The following is a 20,272-nucleotide window of genomic DNA, read 5'->3' as shown; positions in this document are numbered from 1 at the left end:
CGACTCCGTTTGTCGCGGAAGAGGGCCAGAAACTCCTTGACGATCAGTGCGGCAATGCGGTGAATCATACCCTGACCTCTCTAATCCAATCGTTTCTTGGACTTGAGGCCGCACAGGGTCAGGAAGAAGACCGCCATGAGAACGAGGGCCGCGAGGTTGGGACCGATTACGGCCGGGATGTCGCCGGCCAGAAAGCTCGACTGAAGAATGGCGATGAAATACCGGGCCGCGACGGCATGGGTGACGATCTGCACCGCTCGGGGCATGCCGGCGATGTCGAAGATGTATCCGGAGAGGAGAAATGCCGGCAGGAACGTCACGATGATGGCGATCTGCCCGGCGACGAACTGGTTCCTCGCGACGATGGAGATGAACAGCCCGATACCCAAAGAGACCAGGAGAAAGACGGACGACGTCAGGACCAGGACGCCCAGTGAGCCTCGGAGCGGCACCGCGAAGACCCCCACCGCCATGATGACCGAGAGGGCCATGCCGCCCATCCCCATGATGAAATAGGGGATGAGCTTTCCGAGCAGAATTTCGAGGATGGAGACGGGCGTGACCATGAGCGCCTCGAGGGTTCCCCGCTCCCATTCCCGGGCCATGACCATGGCCGTCAACAGGGCGCCGATGAGGGTCATGTTCACCGCGATCAGTCCCGGCACCAAAAAATTCCGGCTCCGCATTTCGCTGTTGTACCAGATTCGACTGACGAGCTCCACGGGCGGCCGGATCTCTCCGCCGGCCTGCCGGACCCGGTCCTGGAGCCAAAGCGCCCACACGCCGTCCGCGTAGCCGGACACCAGCCGGGCCGTGTTGGCATCCACGCCGTTGAGGATGACCTGGATGGGTATGGGCGCTTGTCGGGATGGATCGAGAATGCCCGAGAAATTGTCCCGCACCCGGACGATGCCGTTGACCTGGTGGGTGGTGAGCGCGGTCACGGCGTCCTGCATGGTCCGGAACTTCCGAACGTTGAAATAGGGCGATCCGGCAAACGCCTCCCCCAGAGAGACGGCTTCGGCGCTCGGTGATTCGGCGACAAAGGCGATGGGTACGTTGGTGGCGTCCAGGGAAACGCCGTACCCATGGATCAGAAGGAGAAGTACCGGCAGCAGAAAGGCGATGGCGATGCTGCTGGGGTCCCGAAGGATCTGCAGAAATTCCTTGCGGATCATACCCCGCAACCGGCGCATGCCGACGATGCGGCGCCGGGGGCGTTCAAATGTCCGGCGGTCCGGTGAAGGCCTCATTCCGCGTTATCCGCCTCGGTCTCGATGAGGGCGATGAAGGCCTCTTCAAGGGTCCCCGACGGGGCGCCGAGGTGCAAGGCGGCCCGGGCCTTGATCTCGGTGGGGGTTCCGACGGCCAGGATTCGTCCGGCCGCCATGATGGCGAGCCGGTCGCAGTATTCCGCTTCTTCCATGAAATGGGTCGTTACCATCAGGGTGACGCCGCTCCGTGCCAATACGTTGATGTGAGACCAGAACTCCCGCCGGGCCATGGGGTCGACGCCGGAGGTCGGTTCGTCCAGAAAGAGGATCTCCGGTTCGTGCATGAGCGCGCAGGCGAGGGCGAGTCGCTGCTTGTACCCCAGGGGAAGCTCTTCGCCGGCGACATCCGCCATCCCCGAAAGGTCAAACCGGTCAAGGGCCCACTGGATTCGGAGATTTCGCTCACGACCTCGGAGATTGTAGACGCTGCTGAAAAATCGCAGGTTTTGACGCACGCTCAGGTTGCGGTACAGGGAAAACTTCTGGGCCATGTATCCGATTCTGGCACGGGTTCTGGCCGTCGCTCTCCGCAGGTCCAGTCCGGCGACCCGCATCTCTCCGTCGCTTGCCGGCAGAAGCCCGCACAGCATGCGGAATGTCGTGGTCTTCCCGGCGCCGTTGGCGCCCAGGAGCCCGAACACTTCCCCGGAATGGACCTCGAAACTCACGTCCCGGACTGCGTAAAAGCTCCCGAACCGACGTTGCAGGCGGTCGACCCGGATAACGGGTTCCGTGTCGTTCCCCCGGTTTTCGGAGGCCGGGATATCTATTTCGAAGCCTTGCCCGCCGGCCCCTGTTTCCTTGAGGCGCGCGATATAACTGTCCTCGAACCGGGGCGGCACGGGTTCAACGGCGGCGTCGGGGATGCCGCGGATCAGATTGTCGGGAGCGGGTGTGCCTGTCCGGAATGGCTCCCGGGCGGGCGACACGCTTTCGCCGCGGTTTTCCGCGATGACGACGCGCACGGCGTCTCCCTGGATGACCGTATCGATTATGCCTTTCCGGCCGGCAAGAGCCGCCTGAACACGGCGTTTCGCGGTTGGAGGGACCTGGACCCGGAAGGTGCGTCCGGTGAGGCGCCGGGCGAAATCCTCGGGGCGGCCTTCATCGAGAACCTGTCCTTCGTGAAGGATCACCACCGCGTCGCATCTCTCCGCCTCGTCGAGATAGGCGGTGCTCAGGAGAACACTGATTCCCGATTCACTGACAAGCCGCGTCACGATGGCCCACAGTTCCCTGCGGGATACCGGGTCCACGCCTACGGTGGGCTCGTCCAGAAGCAGGAGACGCGGCGGCTTGACCAGTGTGCAGGCCAACCCCAGCTTCTGTTTCATGCCTCCCGAGAGACGACCCGCCAGGCGGTCGGTGAAATTCCCGAGGCGGGTCATTTGCATCAGTTCGGCATAGATTCCGGGCCTTGCGGTCGGGGGTACGCCCTGGAGATCGGCGTACAGATCCAGGTTTTCCTGTACACTCAGCTCTTCATACAGGCCGAACTGCTGGGGCATGTAACCGATCCGGTCCTGAACGGCCAGGGGATCCTTTGCCGCATCGATGCCGCAAACCGTCATTTGACCGCCGTCCACCTTGAGCAGACCCGCGGCCGTCCGCATAAAGGTGGTCTTTCCGGCGCCGTCGGGGCCGATGAGGCAGGTGACGCCTCCCGTGCGTACCCGGATGGTGACCTTGTCGAGGGCTTTGACGCGTTTTTTCCCGGCGGCAAAACTTTTCTGAAGGTTTTCCGCAAAAATGACGAAAGGGCTCTCGTCCGCCGGCATCGCGGGTCCGAGGATTTCATCGGGCGCCGACATTACGGTTCATCCCGTCCCGGGCAGGGGGGCGGATCGTTCCCGGGCTCGGGATGAGCGTTCAGGGGAATGGTGACGGTGGCCGGCATGCCGAGGCGAAGTTCGTTTTGAGGGTTGCAGGCGAAGACCCGGACCTGGTAGACGAGATGGGAGCGGACCTCGGTGGTCTCCACCGTCTTGGGGGTGAATTCCGCGGTAGGGGAAATATAACCGATCCATGCCGGATAGACCTTGTCGGGAAAGCTGTCCGTCCTGATGACGGCCGTCTGGCCCGGATGGATCCTGCCGAGGTCGGTTTCGGAGACATAGGCCCGAACCCACACAGGGTCGTTCAGGGCCAGGGTCAGCACGGGGCGTCCGGGCGAGGCCATGTCGCCGGGCTCGAGAATGCGGTTTCGGATGACGCCGTCATCGGAGGCAAAAAGCTCGGCGTCCATGAGATTCCGGCGGGCGATCTCCAACTCCGCCTGGAGAACCTTGAGCGTGGCCTGGGCCGCGGCAATGTCTTCCCTGCGAGGCCCTCGTTCCGCAAGATTCTGACGTTCAACAGCCGCCTCGAGGCTTGCATGTTCGCTGTCGGCCAGCGCTTTTGCGGTGTCGACCCTGTCCCGGGAAGCCAGATTCTCGTCGGCCAGGGGGCGGAGCCGTTCGTAGGTGCGTCTGGCACTTTCGGCCCGCTGCCGAATGGCCTCGGCCTGGGCTCGGGCCTGAAAAATTTCTTCTTTCCGGCTGCCTGCCAGCAGCTTCTCGACAATATTGACCTGTGCCGCCGCCCGGGCCGCGCTCCGGTCGACGGCGAGCTGCAGTCGTCGGCTTTCGAGTCTCGCCAGCAGATCCCCTTTCCGGACCGATTGTCCTTCCTCGACACGGATGTCGGCAATCCGCTCATTCCCGTTGAAGGCCAGTTCGACTTCCCGGATGTCGACATTGCCGTAAAGGACGATTTCGGTGGTTTCAAGGGGGGCGTCTTTGAAAATGACATAGCGCAGACCCAGAACGATCAGCCCGACGCAGGCGAGCGCGAGGATGGCAAATTTGGCAATTCTTCTCATTTGTTGTAATGTTTCGCCCTGTAGTCGGACGTCCAGATACCTCCCCGTCATTTTCACTCCGGGTTGGCGGGGTCTCGGTCGAGGAGGACCCTGTTTCCCAGCAGCGGTGGAATAGTTTATCCGTTAACATATCCCACCACCGGTTTCAACGACAATTGAAGGTCTGACGGCGGCCTGGCCTATCGGGCGTGGATCATCATGCCGCAGTCTTCGCAACGGTAACGCGCAAATGAGACGTCTATGATATTGGTCTCCATAAACGTATATTGTCGGAAGCCGTCAGTCGCATAGCAGCTGGGGCAGAAGCGTAGACGGGAAGTTTCCGGGGGGAGAATTTTTTTGCAACGGCAACACCGCAGGCGATGGCCGGACTTCGGCAGGAGAATGAGTCTCTGGTGTCCGCAGGAGGCGAAGGATGTGGTTGGGGATGAGCGGTCCAACTGCTTTGAATTGATGGTCATACACGTCCTCCTTTCGGCAGGCGAAGAAGTCGTCGGCACGATGGCGGAAAGGGTTTTGGATCGGTCTCCGCATGATCATTGAATTCAGTCTAAGCGGGTTTTCATTTCGCTGGAATACCCCCAAGTGTGTATTTCATCCGCGGCGGCGGGTTTATGATCAGATAAAAATATCCTGATCTCAACTTTCGACTTTCATGATGATGACCGGATAGCGGTGCCGGGAGGATACGGCCTGTGAAAGTCGAAAGTTGGGCCCTGATATAATCGGCGTCTTCAGCATTCCATCTATCCCCGGGAACGTCGGACCCCCCTGTCGGCCCAAGGCACGGCTTTCGGCCGGCGGTACCTTCCATAGCCAATACATAAGGTCTTGCCGGGCATTTACATTATTTTACCCATCGGTCTGCAAGGAATGTCTGGCGCATGATGCGCTTTCCCACCGTTGCGGGCAGCCAACCTGTTTTGTCCGGGGTCGGATCAGACAGGCGGCGGCAAAGGTTGATTCTGTGCCGGCGCCTGAAACAAAATGATGCGACGCAAAAAGTTTTGAATTTTTGTTGTCTGGAGAGTTACGCAGGAGAATTAATGATTCAATTATTTGTTAAAATTATATATATCACTAAAATGAGTTGAGCCGGTCATGGGTTCGGACTAATGTAAAATGATGCATCGCAAAATAAAAGTTGACACTGCTGGATTTTGCTGCATACTTTATCGAATCCTGAAAGGCGCCCGCCATGGGAGTGCCGGATCAAAACGCATGGCTCCGGATCGGCATTTAAAATGGGACCCAACATTCAAAGCGGATCCTATGAAGAATGACAGGGTTCCGAGGGTCTGTTGCGGCGCTTGGCGGGATGTAGACAAAAATGAATTCTTGGAAGAAGGAAATCTGATCTGATGGAAAAATATTTGTCATTATTCAAAGCAATGTACAATCAGACCCTATCCGCTGGAAATTGCATGAGCGGATTTTGCAGATACATGAACGAATTCATGGTGCCTTATATTCTCGCGACCAGCTATTTCACCGAAGCCGAGAGAGAAAAAATGACGAAGACCGATCCGATGGAGGGCCTCATGTCCTATGCGGAGCTCATGCAATTCAACAGCGACGTGAGCAGCAGGGCCATCATTTCAAGCATGAAAGCCATGAGCGATTTCAGCAACATGGAGCTGAAAAAGGCCATGGATGCCCTGTTCGGCACCGTCTTCGACTGGGACGGCAACGGCGGAGACATTCTCGCATTCACGGAGCGGCAGGCCATAATGTCGGAGATGCTGGTCAGGGGCTATCCGCAGGCGATCCGGGACATCGAATCCGAATATGGATTCGGGTTCGAGCGGGGGGAGAATGTCAAGGTTGCGGAAACCGACCGGTTTATCCTTTACCAGATCCTGCCTATAGATCCTCATACGGAGATACGGCGTGACGGAAAGCCGATTCTGATTCTGCCCCCCTATGTACTGGGCGCCAATATCCTGGGATTCCTGCCCCGGGAAAATCGCAGCTATGCCCATTGCTTTGCCAACGTGGGAATCCCCACCTATATCCGTATCATGAAGGATATCGCGGTGACGCCGGCCGTCCAACTCGCCACCGGAGAAGATGACGCCCGAGACACGCGAATTTTTTGTGAAAGGATCATGGCGGCCCACGGTAAACCGGTGACGTTGAACGGCTACTGCCAGGGCGGCTACATGGCGGTCTGCAGTCTGCTCTCCGGCGAACTGGACGGCGTCGTGGACACGCTCATCACCTGCGTTTCTCCCATGGACGGAACCCGGAGTCGGGGATTCGAGGCTTTTTTCGGCAATCTTCCCAAACGGTTCAACGATCTGATGTATGGCACTAAAAAACTGCCGAACGGCAACAAGGTGGGGGATGGAACCCTCATGGGATGGGTGTATAAACTCAAGAGCATCGAGGCCGAGTTCCCGGTGGTCGCCTTCCTGCGAGACCTCATGATGTTCAACCCGAGAGCCGGCCGGCCGCCGAAGATCAGCAAGACGGCGGCAGCCATCAACTACTGGCTTCAAAACGAGCGGTGCGATCTTCCCCTGGCCGTCACCCGCATGAGCTTCGATTCCTACAACATTCCGGTTACCGCCGACGGCACCTTGCCCGTCAAGCTATTCGGCAGACCGCTCAACTTCGGGCGAATCCAGGAAAAGGGCATTCCCTGGCTGATCTGCTACGGTGAAAAGGACGACCTGGTGGAGAAGGAAACCGCGCTGGCACCCCTGGACTATATCCCGGCGGAGGTGACGGCATTTCCCAAAGGCCACGTGGCCATCGCCACCTCCTGGTCGAACCCGACATCCGAATGCGCGCTTCATGCCCGCTTCGGAACTCAAAACTATCGGGGACCCGTTCGCTTTCACCTGGATCAGGACAAGATCGTCGCAACCCCTTGATGCCGACGCCCGGAGCCCCCGCCGACGTGATGCCGGAATGACAAGGACATCGAGCCGTGAAAATTTCAAGAATCCAGGAATTGTTGGAGGCCCGTTATCTCACGGGTGAGGCTTTTCAGGACCGAAGCATCTGGTCGGCCTGTGGTGGGGAACTGGTGGCCGAAATTCTGAAATCGGCGGACAGGGATTGCGTACTGCTGACCGGCCTGACCACTTCGGAGGTGGTCAGGCTCGGCATTATCGCCGAAGTGGGGTGTATCGTATTCGTGAGGGGAAGGCGGGTTGATCGGGGCGTCATCGATGCGGCCGCGGAATGCCGTCTGCCCTTGCTGTCGACCTCGCTGCCGCTTTTCGTTGCCTGTGGGCAACTTTACATGGACGGCCTCAGAGGATTTGCGGAATCCTGGTAGTTATCCGACGTCAGTTGCGATATTGGCAGTGAAAAAGATCGGTCTTTACAAAGAGATCCTCGTGGGATATCATCAAAACTTTTTTTGTCATAAACTTAAGGCGGACACACAAGATGTCGGCCTCGCCGCCGGCGGCGGCGGTTTGTTTGAAAGCGATTGATAACCCGTCAAGGAGATCGACAATGGCGCATGATCTGAATTCCCGGCTCACTTACCCGAACACGCCCTCCAACATCAACTACCTCTACGATCCCGCCCTCAACAAGGGAACCGCGTTTACCCGTGAAGAGCGGGATGCCCTCGGACTTTGGGGGCTGCTGCCGCCGGGCATCAATACCATGTCCGAGCAGGTCCTGAGGGCCATGGGCAATTACCGAAGAAAAACCTCCGATCTGGAAAAATATATCTTTCTCGCGGCCCTTCAGGATCGCAACCAAACCCTCTATTATCGAGTACTTGCCGACTATCTCGAGGAGATGATGCCCATTATCTACACCCCTACCGTCGGCTTGGCTTGCCAGGAATATGTTCACATTTTCCGACGCCCCAAAGGGATTTTTGTTTCGTCCCGGAACAAAGGTAAATTCTCCAGGATTCTCAAGAACTGGCCCAATAAGGACGTCCGGGTGATTGTCATTACCGACGGCGAACGGATTCTGGGGCTGGGCGATCTGGGGGTCGCGGGAATGGGGATTCCCGTCGGCAAGCTCTCCCTCTATACGGCCTGCGCGGGGATTCATCCCTCATGGTGTCTGCCGGTGACCATTGACGTAGGCACCAACAACGTCAAACTTCAAAACGATCCCCTCTATTTCGGCATGCGTCATGACCGGATCCGCGGGGAGGCATACGACAGCCTCATCGAGGAATTCATCATGGCGGTCCAGGATAATTTTCACCATACCCTGATTCAGTTCGAGGATTTTGGCAACATCAACGCTTTTCGGCTGCTGGGCCGTTACCGAAACCGGGTCTGCACATTCAACGACGACATCCAGGGGACGGCGAGCGTCGCCCTCGCCGGCATGTATGCAGCCATGCGGATGATCGGCGGAAAACTGGTCGACCAGAAGATTTTGTTTCTTGGCGCCGGGGAAGCCGGGACCGGCATCGGCGACCTGATCGTGAAAGCCATGATGGACGAGGGCCTCTCCCAGGAAGAGGCGCGGGAGCGCTGTTGGTTCACCGATTCCAAGGGGCTCATTGTCAAGAGCCGCCAGAAGCTGGCAGCGCACAAGCTGCCCTATGCCCATGAATTTGAATACCAGGCCGATTTTCTCGATGCGGTCAAGGCCCTCAAGCCCACCGCCGTTGTCGGCGTATCGGGACAAGCCAAGGCCTTCAGTCAACCGGTTCTGGAGGAGATGGCGCGGTGCAACGAGCGGCCGCTGGTCTTTGCCCTCTCCAACCCGACGGCCAATGCCGAGTGCACCGCTCTGGAGGCTTATGCCTGGACCGACGGCCGCGCCGTCTTTGCCTCGGGCAGTCCCTTCGAACCCGTGAACCTCAGGGGCGTCACCTACGAGCCGGGTCAGGGGAACAACGCTTACATCTTCCCCGGGGTCGGCCTCGGTGTGATCGCCAGTCGGGCGAAGCATGTCACCGATGAGATGTTCATGACGGCATCACGGGTGTTGGCCGGCGAGGTGTCGCAGGAGGATTTCGAGCGGGGCAGCATCTATCCCCCACTGGTCAAAATACGCGAGGTCTCGATCAAGATCGCCGCGGCCGTAGCCGAGGTGGCCTTTGATCAGGGCCTTGCCGGTGTTCCCAGGCCCGACGACCTGCGGGACTTCATTCAATCCCATGTCTACGAGCCCAATTACCAGAGCTATGTATAGACCCGATCGAGGGTGGGTGGGTTTCCGAAGCGCGGAGACCTCCCACCCCTGGTTCACCATTACCGAAGAGGCGGAATATGAGCGCAAACAAGCGTAGTATCGTAAGGACCTCCGATGCACCGCAGGCCATCGGTCCCTATTCGCAGGCCGTCAAAACCGACACTCTCGTTTTTGTCTCCGGACAGATCGCCCTGGACCCCGCAACCGGCAGCCTGATCGATTCGGATATCCGAACGGAGACCCGTCAGGCCATGACCAATCTCGGCAACATCCTGATCGCCGCGGGCAGCAGCCTTGACAAGGTGGTAAAGGCGACCTTGTTCATCAGGAACATGGACGATTTCGCCATGATCAACGAGGTGTATGGGGAATTCTTTTCCACCGATCCGCCGGCCCGTGCCTGTGTGGAGGTGGCGCGTCTCCCCAAGAACGCCCATGTTGAGGTCGAGGCCGTCGCCCTTCTGAACGAATAGGCCGATCGTGCTTTATTGCCCCGTCTCCACTTCCATGCTTTTCAATACCTCCGCCTGAACGCTCGACCAGATGTGGCGCTTCAACTCCAGGTAACGCTCCGAGAGTTGGACGTCGGCGTTTCTCGGATGGGGCAGGTCGTTGGTGATCTCCTGGGCGATCCGTCCCGGGCGGGCCGTCATGACGACGATGCTCGACGAGAGGAGGAGTGCCTCGTCGATGGAGTGGGTAATGAAGATGATGGTCTTCCGGTGCTTCTCGTAGATGCGCACCAACTGCTCCTGCAGCACCTGGCGGGTCATGGCGTCCAGGGCGGCGAAAGGCTCGTCCAGGAGCATGACCTGAGGATCGTTGGCCAGGGAGCGGGCGATGGAGACCCGCTGCTTCATCCCGCCGGACAGGTGGTGGGGGTAGGTTCGCTCAAAACCGTTCAAACCCACCAGCTCGATGAACTTTGCAGCCCGCTCCTCCCTTTCCGATTTGGGCATCCGTTTCATTTTGAGTCCGAATTCCACGTTCTCCTGGACCGTCTTCCATGGGAAGAGGGCGTATTGCTGGAAGATCATGCCGCATTCCGGCGTAATCCCGGTGACGGGCCGTCCGTCCAGGAGCACTTCCCCATGGGTCGCGCTATCGAATCCGGCCACGAGGTTGAGCAGAGTCGACTTGCCGCACCCCGAAGCCCCGACGATAACCAGAAATTCCCCGTCCCGGATGTCCAGGGAGAGATCTTTCAGCGCCGTCACCTCGCCTCGCTTGCTGGAGAACACTTTAGTGACACCTTTGACGGAGATTTTGGGAGCGGCGTTTGCCGTGATGCCGTTTTCTGGCGTTTTCGCCGATGGCGCTACTGACGTGTCCATGGCAAAAGCCTCCTTTCGAATTTGCGGAAAAGCACATCGATGATCATAACCGTGATACTGATCATCACCATGCCCAGAAGCACGGTGTCGGTCTGGAAATATTCCTTGCCGTTCATGATCATGAAGCCCAGGCCTTCACGGGCCGCCACCAATTCCGCCGATATGATGCAGGTCCATGCGATCCCCAGCATGACCTTGAGCCCCGCGATAATCTGGGGCAGGGAACCCGGCAGAATCACCTCCCGCATGACGTCCAGGTTGGATGCGCCCAGGTTGCGTGCGGCCCGGACAAGGAGGGGATCGATGCTCTTGGTGGCTTCGATGATATAGAGAAGGGAAGGGGCGAAGGATCCCATGAAGACGATGGAGTATTTCTGGGTTTCGGTGATGCCCAACCAGAGCAGGGAGAGGGGAATCCAACTCATGGAGGGAAGCGGCCGCAAAAGGGAGATGAACGGATCGAATACGGCCATGAAAAATCGTGACGATCCCAGGAAGATGCCGAAGGGGATCGCCACGAGGCTCGAAACTATAAATCCTACCATGACCCGCCGGGTCGAGGCCAGGGTATGCTGCACGAGACTGCCGTCCCCGATCATTTTTACGGCTCGGGCGAGGATCTGGGTGGGCGACGGCATAAAGAGCGGTTCGATGAATCCCATACGGCAGAGGAATTCCCAGAGGCCGAGGAAGACGAGGAGGGATCCCAGGCTGACGAATACCAGATTGCTGTTTGATTTCGATGTCATACATCCCCCTTCCATGCGGGGCGGACGACGTGTCGTCCCGCCCCGCCGGTGCGGCTCTAATCAGGGCATCATATCCGCGGCGACCCATTCCTTGACGACGGGTGCGGCATCGATCTGCTTGTGTTTGACGAGAAACTCCGCCAGCCGTTGCATACCTTCGGTGAATTTTCCGGGTTCGACCATGAGAGCCCGCTGTTCGGCACCGGGAATCCATTGAATGTCCTTGAGAACCGACATCTGTTCCTCCATGCCGAGGTTGGTCAGCTTCACCAGCACCTCGGCGCATTCCTTGGGATTCCGGATGAGGAGGTCCACCGCTTCGAAATAGCCTTTTACGAAAGCCTTGCAGGTGTTGGGGTATTTTTCGGCGAACTCGCGGCGGACCACCATGATGTCCGGACCGGGCCCCAGGCTGTACTGCTTGTAGAGGCTGAAAGCCGTATCGTCAGCCAGCAGGTGGTTGCCGGGCATGTTGAGGAGGTTGTTGAAATGGGGCGTCCACGCGGCACAGGCGTCGATCTCGCCTGATGCCATGGCTGCGGGCATTTCATTGACCTTGAGGTTGATGAGGGTGAGGTCTTTGTCGGGGTCGATGCCGTTTTGCTCCAGGAGATCCAGGATGAGGACATGGGCACTGGAGGCAAAGGGGGCAGCCACCTTTTTGTCTTTGAGATCCGCGACGGTCTTGATATTCTCCCGCGCGATGAGCCCTTCCACCGTTGCGTAGGAGTCCTGGGTGGCGAATGTCATGAATCCCTTGCTCCCCGAGGCCATGAGGGCGATGGCCGAGATCGAACCGGTGGAGGCGATGTCGAGGTCGCCGGCCACCAGGGAACCCATTCGCCCCGAAGAGGCGTAGAAGTTCTGAAAGAGCACGCCCAGTCCGTGCTTCTGGAAAATCCCCTTTTCGACGCCGACCCAGACCGGATAATGTCCCAGCCAGGAAGAGCCGCCGTAGACCACTGTAACCTTCTCCGGCGCCCCGGCCTCCTCGGCCTGAGAAACGCCCGTGAACATGAGCCATGATGCCAGCATCAGGGCGGCGCTTGCCAGAAATACCTTGGTAGACTTCATAACTTCCTCCTTCTGTTTGACGTGAGGTGCTTTTGGATAATGCAATCCTGAATCGGAGCAGGTTCCTCCAATCCGCATGTCCTGTCCATCGTCAAAAAACAAAATATGTGCCATAATGATGAAATTCCGTATTTACGTAAGGTTATGCCTATGGTAGGTTTTAAAATAATGCCGTGAAGACGAGGAGTGTGCTGAATTCGGCGCATCAGAACGGCAAGTGTGCCGAATTCAGCACACTCTTCTCCTTTTTCAATTTGACGAGAGTTGACGGGATCGACGGGGTGCCAACCAACAGGAACAGCTACAATTCGAACCGATTCATCCTGATCCGCGTCATGCGGCGGGCGTTATATCGGCTCGGCATCATGACAGGCATCCTTCTCGTCCTTATTTGTCCGGCCCATTCAGCTTTGCGGGTCGGCATGCCCATCGCCTTTCCTCCATTCAGCTACCAGGGCGAAGGAGATGACCGGGTGCGGGGCTACAGCGTCGACGTCATGGAGACCCTCGGTGGGATCATGGACGAGGAAACCCGGTTTCTGGTGGGTGAACCCGAAGACCTGCTCACGGCCCTTGCGGAGGATCGCATCGACATGGTCTGCGGTGTCGTCCTGACGGAATCGATTCGACAGGCCTATGATTATCTTGAGATCAGTGTTTTTGTGAAGCGTTTTTTCTACGCCAATCAGGCGGGTGTTGATCCCGACCGCCGGCATCACCTCGCCGGTAAAACCGTTGTGGTGGTGCGGGGCCAGCCTTTTATGGATCTGGGGTTGCAACGGGAAGGGGTTAATATTGTTCAGGCCCGGGACATTCTCGAGGCCCTCAGAATGCTCGACGGGAATCAGGCCCAGTTATTTGTGGGGCTGTCCGAGCAGGTGGTTAAAACGCTTACGGACGAGTTCGATCTGAAGCGCGTCCGCCAGGCAGGCGTCACCATAGGTCAGTTTCCCCTTGCCGTCATTGTCCCCAAAGGGAACACGGCTCTTCTGAAACGTCTGAGCATGGGGCTTGGGATGGCCGTCAGCGACGGCAGCCTCGGCCGCGTTCAAGAGAAATGGCTTGGCGGTTGGAGCTGGGCGTTCTTCTGGATACGTTACCGACTCTATGTCTCGATCTTCATCGGTATTTTCGCGGCGGGGATCGGGGGGATCATCCTCTGGAATCAGACCCTCAAACGTCAGGTTGTCCGGATCACCAGGGATCTGGGGGTGTCCGAACAACGGTATCGGGACGTTATCGAATCCTCGCCGGACATGGTTTTCGTCATCAATGGATCCGGAGAGATCCGGCTTGCCAACACGAGCGCGAGACGAAAGCTCAGCTGGGACGAAGCGACGCTTCATTGCACGGCCCTGCCGTCTCTGGCGGCGTCGGCGGACCGGACGTCGGTGGACCGGTTTCTCCACCAGCTCTTCGCGGACGGCTATGCCGGTACTGAAATCCGTCTGATCGCGTCGACGGGCGTCAACATCAATGTCGAGATGGTGGCAGCCGGCATTCAGCAAGGCAGTGCGGACGAACCGCTCGCCTGTTGCTTCGCCCGGGACATCACCCGTCGCAAGCGCATGGCGGTGGAGCTGATTCAAGCCGAGCGGCTCGCCACCATCGGGAAAATGGCAGCCTCCGTTGCCCATGAAATCAACAATCCCGTCGGCATCGTTCTGGCCCACACCGAAGAACTCATGAGCGGTGGACTTTCGCCTGAAGAGATCCGGAACAGTCTCGACGTTATCCGGCGCAATGCCGTGCGTGCGGGGCGTATCACCGAGACGCTCCTGGCACAGGCCTCCCAGAGCCCCGAGGGGACCGGTTTCGCGGGTCGGATGGTCGTCGACCTTGCGGAGCTCATAGAAGAATGTATCCATTTCGTCAGGCCGCGGCTCAGGCGAATCCGCCTGCAGAAAGGATTGCCGACGGGTCTATTTCCCGTCCAGGGGGACGCCGGGAGCTTGCAGCAGGTCTTCATCAATTTGCTCCTGAATGCCGCCGAGAGTATTGACGGGGAGGGCGTGATCCGTGTCTGGCTGGTAAATGAGAGGACCGGCCTTGTACCAATGGTCTCGGCCGTGGTGGAAGACTCGGGAATTGGGGTCCCCGAAGCGGATCGTGAACGAATATTCGAGCCGTTTTTCACCCGGGGTAAACAGCGAGGGTTTGGACTGGGGTTGTTTGTCGCTCGGAACATTGTGGCGAGGCACGGGGGGGATATCCGCTGCGAGCCGGGGACTTCCGGCGGCACCCGGATGATCGTGAGGATCCCCCAACGGGAGCTGGAAGCGGATGGCGCAAAGGCATGCGACAATGGGTGACCGGATTCTTTTCGTAGAGGATGAGCCCGAGATGCTCCAATTCCTGGCGCGGTATTTTTCGCGCCGCGGGTACGCCGTTACGGCGGCAGCGTCGGGCGAGGAGGCCTGGCGCCTGCTTTCCCAGACCACTTACGACCTGGTGGTGTGCGATCAGGCCCTGGACGGGATTTCCGGGCTCGATCTTCTCCGGATGATCCGGGAGACGGATCGAGATCTCCCCTTTATCATGATAACCGGTGCCGGCACCATCGAAACGGCGGTGGAGGCCATCAAGATCGGGGCATTCCATTATGTAACCAAACCCTTCAAGCCTGGAGAACTGGCGATCCTTGCGAGCCGAGCCGTCGAGTTCGGCAAGCTGCACCGGAAGCTCAGCCGGATCCACGCCGATGAAGACGAGGCGGATCGGTCCATCGTCATCGGAAATAACCGACGGATTCTCGAGATGATGCAAACCATCGAAAAGATATCCGGCTCGGACGCACCGGTTCTCATCCAGGGAGAGACGGGCACGGGAAAGTCGGTTTTCGCACGGCGCATCCACGAGACGAGCCGACGGCGCGGACGACCTTTCGTGACCATCGACTGTGGCGCTCTTCCGGAAAATCTCATCGAGAGCGAACTCTTCGGCCACGTCAAGGGCGCTTTCACCGGTGCGGTTCGGCCAAAACGAGGGCTTCTGGAAGAGGCCGACGGCGGGACCATTTTCCTCGACGAGATCGGGGAGATGACGGCGGCCACCCAGACCAAGCTGCTGCGGGCGCTTCAGGATCTGGTGATTAAACCGGTGGGCGGCAACCAGATTGTTGCTATTGACGTCCGTTACATATCGGCCACGAACAAGGACCTTCATCAGGAGGTCGCCGCGGGACGCTTTCGGGAAGACCTTTATTATCGTCTGGCGGTGATCCCCCTCTATCTGCCGCCTCTCCGGGAGCGCCGCGAGGATATCATTCCATTCGTAAGGAACTTCGTTCGGGAGCTCAATCGCCGGTACGGCAAGCGTGTTTCCAAGGTCGATCCTCTCGTGCTCCAGAGCTTCATGGAAGCCCCCTGGAAGGGCAACATACGGGAGCTCAAGAATGTCCTTGAGCGCTCGGTTCTCCTTGCCGAAGGAGCGGCCATCACCGCCGACTGCCTATCCCCGTCCCCTGCCGGCAGAGGTGTTGCGGACAGGGTTCCAAAACACCCCGTCAGCCTCAAAACCGCTGTCGAGGCGGCCGAGCGGCAAACCATCCGAAGCGCCCTTGCCGCCGCCTCGGGGAACCGCTCAAAGGCCGCCGAAATTCTGGGCATTGGTCGGCGGACCCTTTACGCCAAGATGGCGGCTTACGGCATCGAATAGAGGGACAGGATTCTCAACGGTGCCGGCGAATGCCCTGAAGCGCTTGATCATAGAGGTCTTTATGTGGCATGATCTCCAATCAATCACCGGAAGGTGATGGTAATCCATGCCGGTAAAACAGCCAGGAGGAGGGAATACAGCGGTGAAAGTCATCAAGGTCGGGGGAGGATGCCTCCACGGCAAGGAGACGATTCAGCAAATCGTCGATCTGATAACGGAACGGGGCAAGGGGCAGGTCTTCGTGGTATCGGCGCTTTATGGCGTGACGGATCTGCTTATCCAGGGCATGGGCAGAGCGCTCAAAAATGAAGAGCATATTCCCGGCATCATGGCGGACATCAAATCCCGGCACCAGCTCGTGGCGCGGCACGTTATCGGCCGGCCGACGGAGCTCAAGATCTTCAACAAAGAGTTCGGCAACAGCCTGAGGCGGCTCGAGCGATTCTATTACGGTCTCAATTTCACCGGTGAAATCACCCCTCGCCTGACCGACGCCGTCACCAGCTTCGGGGAGCGCTTTTCGGCCCAACTCCTGGCCGCCGCCCTGCGGAGCCGGGGGGTTTCGGCCACCTGCCGAATGCCCCACCAGGTGGGTCTTATCACCGACGGAAAATACGGGGATGCCACGGCCAACATTGCCAGAACCGAACAGAACTTCAGGGAACATCTGGTTCCGCTGCTGGCTCGGGACGTCGTTCTCTTTTTCCCGGGCTTTTTCGGCGTGAGCGACACCGGCCACATCACGACCTTTGGCCGGGGCGGCAGTGATTATGCAGCGGCAGTGGCGGCCGCTGCCCTGAACGCGGAAGTCCTGGAAATATGGAAAGACACGGAGGGATTCATGAGCGCCGATCCCCGGCTGGTCAGCGAGGCGACCCTTATCCCGACCCTGTCCTACGAGGAGGCGGCGGAGCTGGCTTATTTCGGCGCCAAGATTCTCCACCCCCGCACCGTGGAACCGGTTCGAAAGAAGCGCATTCGCATCGCGATCAAGAACACCCTGAACCCCGACGGCCCGGGAAGCCTCATCACTGCACGGAGCCCGAGGCCGGCATCCGTCATCAAGAGCGTCGCCTATGACGCCGACATTGCCGTCCTCAAGGTCTACGCATCGGGCGTCGGCGCCCGCCGGGGTATTCTGGGAGAGGTGGCGACCGCGGTGTCGGCGAAGGGCATCAATATCAAGTCGGTGGTGACCTCCCAGACCTGCATCAGCCTCCTTCTCTCCCGGAAAGATGTTGATGCCGCCCGGGAAGCACTGATGGATATCGCCCCTCGCCCTTTTCGACAGATCGACCGGCTTGACGGCGTGGCTCTTATCGGGATTGTCGGCGACGGCATTCAGAAACGGCCGGGCATCGCCGCCCGATGCTTTACGGCCGTGGCCGACTGTCGGGTCAACGTTGAGATGATCTCCTTCGGCCCGTCTCGGGCCGCTCTCTATTTCCTCGTGGCGGAAAAGGATCTGGAGAGCGGCGTCAACGCCATCCACAGCAGCTTCTTCTCATCGCCCCGTTGCGGCAGACTCGAATGAGAACGGCAAAAGGAGCGACGACGCCGTGTCTTCAACATCTCTCCGGTCTTCCAGATCCTCCGGAAATCGGATCACCTTGAGGAAAAAGCCTTCCCGGACCGCGGCAGCGCCGCGGAAGCGCGCGGTCGGGAGGTCTCGTCGAAAGGGTCTGTGGCGATGGCCCGTCTACCTCCTGATCCTCTGGGTGGCCGTCACCGTCCTCGTGGTGCTGGTCCTCCGGGTCGTCGATCCGCCCGTATGGGCCTGGCGCATTCATCGCGCTTTGTCTCCGCCTCTCGAAGAGATGCCCTTGAGCCGCCACCGGTGGGTGCCCCTGGATCAAATCTCAAAGCCCATGCAGTTGTCGGCAGTCGCCGCCGAGGATCAGCTCTTCGCCAGACACCGGGGCTTCGACTGGCGGGCCATCGTCGCCGCCATCGAAGACAACGAGGAACGGGAACGGATTCGCGGTGCCAGCACCATCACGCAGCAGGCCGCCAAGAATCTCTTCCTCTGGCCTTCCAGGACATGGCTCCGCAAAGGTGTGGAGGCCTATTTCACGGTGCTCCTGGAAGCCCTCTGGCCTAAACGGCGGATACTGGAGGTCTATCTGAACATCGTGGAGTTCGGCCCCAACCTCTTCGGGGTGGAGGCTGCAGGCCTGCGTTTTTACGGCAGGAGTGCCGCCCGCATCACGGCCGACCAGGCCGCCCGCATGGCTGCGGTGCTGCCCAACCCCTACCGCTACCATGTGGACCGCCCCTCGGACTATGTCCTCAGTCGCAGCCGTTGGATCCGACGGCAGATGCGGCAGTTGGGGGAGAGTGGTCTCGCCTTCCGGAATTGATCCGGACGTGGAGAATGAAATTTCATAACCTGACGTTCACCCAGGAGAAGGAGATTCAAGATGAACTTTTTGCTCAACATCCTCTTTTTTTCGGCGGCGGTCTTTATCGTCGCCAATATCATGCCCACCATCAGGATCAAGAACTACGGCACCGCTGTTGTCGTCGCATTGGTTTACAGCGTGATCAGTTTTCTGGTAGGGTGGCTCCTCACGATTCTCGCCTTTCCCTTCATCGTGATCACATTCGGCCTGTTTACCTTTGTGGTGAACGCGATCCTGCTGTGGCTGACGGACAAGTTCCTCGACGATTTCGAGATCGACGGTTTCGGCAGCACCCTGATCGCGGCCTTCCTGATCAGTTTGATCAACAGCGGACTGCGGTGGTTGTTGCTGTAGGAAAGAGGGCATTAAAACAGACGTAAGTCGTAACAGTTAGCCTCAAGTTTCTGGGTTCATCCGATTAAAGCGTACGATAGAGAACAATTTCCCTGCAAATACTTTTGGCAGTCTGACGGCAAAAATCAAGGTAGAGGGTATCTCGGCGTTATTTTAGCAGATCATTATGTTTGATGAACCGTCGGGCATTTTTAAATGTTTGCAAAATCGGTTTAGAATAGTGTGGTGGTATTTTTATATCCATCGAAAAAGCACGTGGTAGATAGAGACCTTGGAAAATTTGGACCCTCGTCATTTTTGAGGCATCAACGCGCTGTTGTCATAGACAAAGCGCAAAAAATTCTGTATATTATCAATTAATAATTCCGTCAAAGTCAGAAATTGATGCGTTCGTAAAAAGTTTGCAACAATTACCTGTCTGTAATAATATTGAATAATGTTTAATGTTTTTCAGTTATTGTGTTTTTCTGGGACATGTGTTAGAAAAGATAAGGATAATCGATCGGTTAAGGGTAATCCGATGATCAAAGCGAAAAACCCGAATCAGCTTGACATTTTCGGCTCCTGGGATTTTTTGACGCCCAGGAGGCGGAAAATGCTCGACACAGGCCGGTTGGGACTGTTTCGTGAGGTTGTTCTCCCGAAAATTCCCGTGAGCGAGGTCTTCGAGCATTTCAGCAGTTCATTCGGAAGACCCACCAGGGAGTTTTTCTTTACGCTCGGCGCGCTCATTCCGCAGCAGGCTTTCGATTTTAGAGGCAAAAAAACGGTGCGGCAGTTTGCCTTCAACATCCAATGGCATTATGCCCTGAATATCAGCGAAGAATCTGACGACGCCAAATACATTTCGCCCAAAACGTTATGGAAATCCAATATGCGGCGAGTGGGCGATCCGACCGACAAATCGAATCATCCAGTCGAACTCAAATCGCCGAAGGCGATTCCCGCAAGCTCATTGCAAAATCCCTCGGATCCGGAAGCTTCCTACAGCGGGTACAAAGGTCAAGGGTACCCCGTCCAGGCGATGGAAATCTTTTGCGAGGGTGAACAGGACAAGGATGATCAGAATCAGAAAACGCCCCTCAGTCCGATCACCCATGTGGTGGTGAAGCCGGCCCATAACAGTGATGCCGATACCCTGATCCCGGCCATCGAATCGAGGGCGAAAAAAGACCTCAACAGATTTCATCTGCCGTTCGATCAATGTTTGAGATCCTGATCATCATTCTTTTCGCCAATTGCCTGAACCTGAACAGCACCAACAACGGCAGGCCTCCGTCAAGCGATCCCAACAGGCAAGAAAGGTCCATCCGGTTTACATGTCACAATTTCAGCATCTGCCCTACAAGCGGATTCAGGATTACTTTACGAACCAGGTGCGGATATCCCTCAGCGAGGGTTCCATCATCAATTTCAATAAAGATACCTTTCCGGTGCC

The 20,272-nt window shown here is 58.0% G+C and carries 16 protein-coding genes and 1 pseudogene; 11 read left to right on the top strand and 6 right to left on the bottom strand.

Features of this window, described 5'->3' with window-relative positions; all coding sequences use genetic code 11:
* Window positions 1-80: 80 nt before the first annotated feature.
* The 3 genes from AB7S84_RS11555 to AB7S84_RS11545 are packed head-to-tail and all read right to left on the bottom strand — an operon-like array spanning window position 81 to window position 4,134.
* Window positions 81-1,253 (bottom strand): ABC transporter permease, encoded by a 1,173-nt coding sequence (locus AB7S84_RS11555; RefSeq protein WP_428154583.1) that lies wholly within the window; start codon window positions 1,251-1,253, stop codon window positions 81-83.
* Window positions 1,250-3,085, bottom strand: a complete 1,836-nt coding sequence (locus tag AB7S84_RS11550) for an ATP-binding cassette domain-containing protein (protein WP_428154581.1) — start codon at window positions 3,083-3,085, stop codon at window positions 1,250-1,252. The genes AB7S84_RS11555 and AB7S84_RS11550 overlap by 4 nt, the downstream gene beginning before the upstream one ends.
* Window positions 3,085-4,134, bottom strand: coding sequence for an efflux RND transporter periplasmic adaptor subunit (locus AB7S84_RS11545; RefSeq protein WP_428154579.1), 1,050 nt, complete (start codon window positions 4,132-4,134; stop codon window positions 3,085-3,087). Before AB7S84_RS11545 ends, AB7S84_RS11550 begins: the two co-directional genes overlap by 1 nt.
* A 1,424-nt stretch (window positions 4,135-5,558) precedes the next feature.
* Here AB7S84_RS11545 and AB7S84_RS11540 point away from each other — a divergent pair.
* The 4 genes from AB7S84_RS11540 (at window position 5,559) to AB7S84_RS11525 (ending at window position 9,737) form a co-directional block, all read left to right on the top strand.
* Window positions 5,559-7,013: a metal transporter gene (locus AB7S84_RS11540; protein WP_428154577.1), complete on the top strand. Its 1,455-nt coding sequence runs from the start codon at window positions 5,559-5,561 to the stop codon at window positions 7,011-7,013.
* 56 nt (window positions 7,014-7,069) lie between these two features.
* On the top strand, window positions 7,070-7,423 hold the full coding sequence (locus AB7S84_RS11535; protein ID WP_428154575.1) for a hypothetical protein: 354 nt from the start codon (window positions 7,070-7,072) through the stop codon (window positions 7,421-7,423).
* A gap of 182 nt (window positions 7,424-7,605) precedes the next feature.
* On the top strand, window positions 7,606-9,264 hold the full coding sequence (locus AB7S84_RS11530; RefSeq protein WP_428154573.1) for an NAD-dependent malic enzyme: 1,659 nt from the start codon (window positions 7,606-7,608) through the stop codon (window positions 9,262-9,264).
* 77 nt (window positions 9,265-9,341) lie between these two features.
* Window positions 9,342-9,737, top strand: coding sequence for a RidA family protein (locus tag AB7S84_RS11525; protein ID WP_020877385.1), 396 nt, complete (start codon window positions 9,342-9,344; stop codon window positions 9,735-9,737).
* 12 nt (window positions 9,738-9,749) lie between these two features.
* Here AB7S84_RS11525 and AB7S84_RS11520 read toward each other — a convergent pair whose 3' ends face one another.
* Genes AB7S84_RS11520 through AB7S84_RS11510 form a run of 3 tightly spaced genes read right to left on the bottom strand, consistent with a single transcriptional unit; the run spans window position 9,750 to window position 12,421 of the window.
* The gene (locus AB7S84_RS11520; RefSeq protein ID WP_428154570.1) at window positions 9,750-10,598 is read right to left on the bottom strand and encodes an ABC transporter ATP-binding protein; all 849 of its coding nucleotides are present in this window, start codon (window positions 10,596-10,598) and stop codon (window positions 9,750-9,752) included.
* A complete protein-coding gene (locus tag AB7S84_RS11515; RefSeq protein ID WP_428154568.1) occupies window positions 10,583-11,347 on the bottom strand; it encodes an ABC transporter permease in 765 nt (254 codons plus the stop codon). The genes AB7S84_RS11520 and AB7S84_RS11515 overlap by 16 nt, the downstream gene beginning before the upstream one ends.
* Window positions 11,348-11,407: 60 nt before the next feature.
* Window positions 11,408-12,421 (bottom strand): ABC transporter substrate-binding protein, encoded by a 1,014-nt coding sequence (locus AB7S84_RS11510; protein WP_020877382.1) that lies wholly within the window; start codon window positions 12,419-12,421, stop codon window positions 11,408-11,410.
* Window positions 12,422-12,609: 188 nt separating this feature from the next.
* On the opposite strand from AB7S84_RS11510, the gene AB7S84_RS11505 reads away from it, so the two are divergent.
* The 7 genes and pseudogenes from AB7S84_RS11505 to AB7S84_RS11475 all read left to right on the top strand — a co-directional run.
* Window positions 12,610-14,733 (top strand): ATP-binding protein, encoded by a 2,124-nt coding sequence (locus AB7S84_RS11505; protein ID WP_428154565.1) that lies wholly within the window; start codon window positions 12,610-12,612, stop codon window positions 14,731-14,733.
* Window positions 14,726-16,078: a sigma-54-dependent transcriptional regulator gene (locus AB7S84_RS11500; RefSeq protein ID WP_040415404.1), complete on the top strand. Its 1,353-nt coding sequence runs from the start codon at window positions 14,726-14,728 to the stop codon at window positions 16,076-16,078. Before AB7S84_RS11505 ends, AB7S84_RS11500 begins: the two co-directional genes overlap by 8 nt.
* 142 nt (window positions 16,079-16,220) lie before the next feature.
* A complete protein-coding gene (locus tag AB7S84_RS11495; RefSeq protein WP_428154563.1) occupies window positions 16,221-17,612 on the top strand; it encodes an aspartate kinase in 1,392 nt (463 codons plus the stop codon).
* A gap of 25 nt (window positions 17,613-17,637) precedes the next feature.
* On the top strand, window positions 17,638-18,438 hold the full coding sequence (gene mtgA / locus AB7S84_RS11490; protein WP_428154561.1) for a monofunctional biosynthetic peptidoglycan transglycosylase: 801 nt from the start codon (window positions 17,638-17,640) through the stop codon (window positions 18,436-18,438).
* 60 nt (window positions 18,439-18,498) lie between these two features.
* Window positions 18,499-18,834, top strand: a complete 336-nt coding sequence (locus AB7S84_RS11485; protein WP_020877377.1) for a phage holin family protein — start codon at window positions 18,499-18,501, stop codon at window positions 18,832-18,834.
* Between the two features lie 436 nt (window positions 18,835-19,270).
* A complete protein-coding gene (locus tag AB7S84_RS11480) occupies window positions 19,271-20,053 on the top strand; it encodes a hypothetical protein (RefSeq protein ID WP_428154559.1) in 783 nt (260 codons plus the stop codon).
* Window positions 19,990-20,272 (top strand): annotated as a pseudogene (locus tag AB7S84_RS11475) (hypothetical protein); the annotation flags it as partial. The gene AB7S84_RS11480 and the pseudogene AB7S84_RS11475, both read left to right, overlap by 64 nt.

The organism is Desulfococcus sp., assembly GCF_050178255.1.
Taxonomy (GTDB): Bacteria; Desulfobacterota; Desulfobacteria; order Desulfobacterales; family Desulfococcaceae; genus Desulfococcus; species Desulfococcus multivorans.
This window is presented reverse-complemented; position numbering and strand designations above follow the sequence as displayed.

Coding starts and splice junctions, on each gene's coding strand:
- AB7S84_RS11555 (WP_428154583.1), bottom strand. CDS start 1,253: ATGAGGCCTTCACCGGACCGCCGGACATTTGAACGCCCCCGGCGCCGC.
- AB7S84_RS11550 (WP_428154581.1), bottom strand. CDS start 3,085: ATGTCGGCGCCCGATGAAATCCTCGGACCCGCGATGCCGGCGGACGAG.
- AB7S84_RS11545 (WP_428154579.1), bottom strand. CDS start 4,134: ATGAGAAGAATTGCCAAATTTGCCATCCTCGCGCTCGCCTGCGTCGGG.
- AB7S84_RS11540 (WP_428154577.1), top strand. CDS start 5,559: ATGAGCGGATTTTGCAGATACATGAACGAATTCATGGTGCCTTATATT.
- AB7S84_RS11530 (WP_428154573.1), top strand. CDS start 7,606: ATGGCGCATGATCTGAATTCCCGGCTCACTTACCCGAACACGCCCTCC.
- AB7S84_RS11525 (WP_020877385.1), top strand. CDS start 9,342: ATGAGCGCAAACAAGCGTAGTATCGTAAGGACCTCCGATGCACCGCAG.
- AB7S84_RS11520 (WP_428154570.1), bottom strand. CDS start 10,598: ATGGACACGTCAGTAGCGCCATCGGCGAAAACGCCAGAAAACGGCATC.
- AB7S84_RS11515 (WP_428154568.1), bottom strand. CDS start 11,347: ATGACATCGAAATCAAACAGCAATCTGGTATTCGTCAGCCTGGGATCC.
- AB7S84_RS11510 (WP_020877382.1), bottom strand. CDS start 12,421: ATGAAGTCTACCAAGGTATTTCTGGCAAGCGCCGCCCTGATGCTGGCA.
- AB7S84_RS11500 (WP_040415404.1), top strand. CDS start 14,726: ATGGGTGACCGGATTCTTTTCGTAGAGGATGAGCCCGAGATGCTCCAA.
- AB7S84_RS11485 (WP_020877377.1), top strand. CDS start 18,499: ATGAACTTTTTGCTCAACATCCTCTTTTTTTCGGCGGCGGTCTTTATC.
- AB7S84_RS11480 (WP_428154559.1), top strand. CDS start 19,271: ATGTTTAATGTTTTTCAGTTATTGTGTTTTTCTGGGACATGTGTTAGA.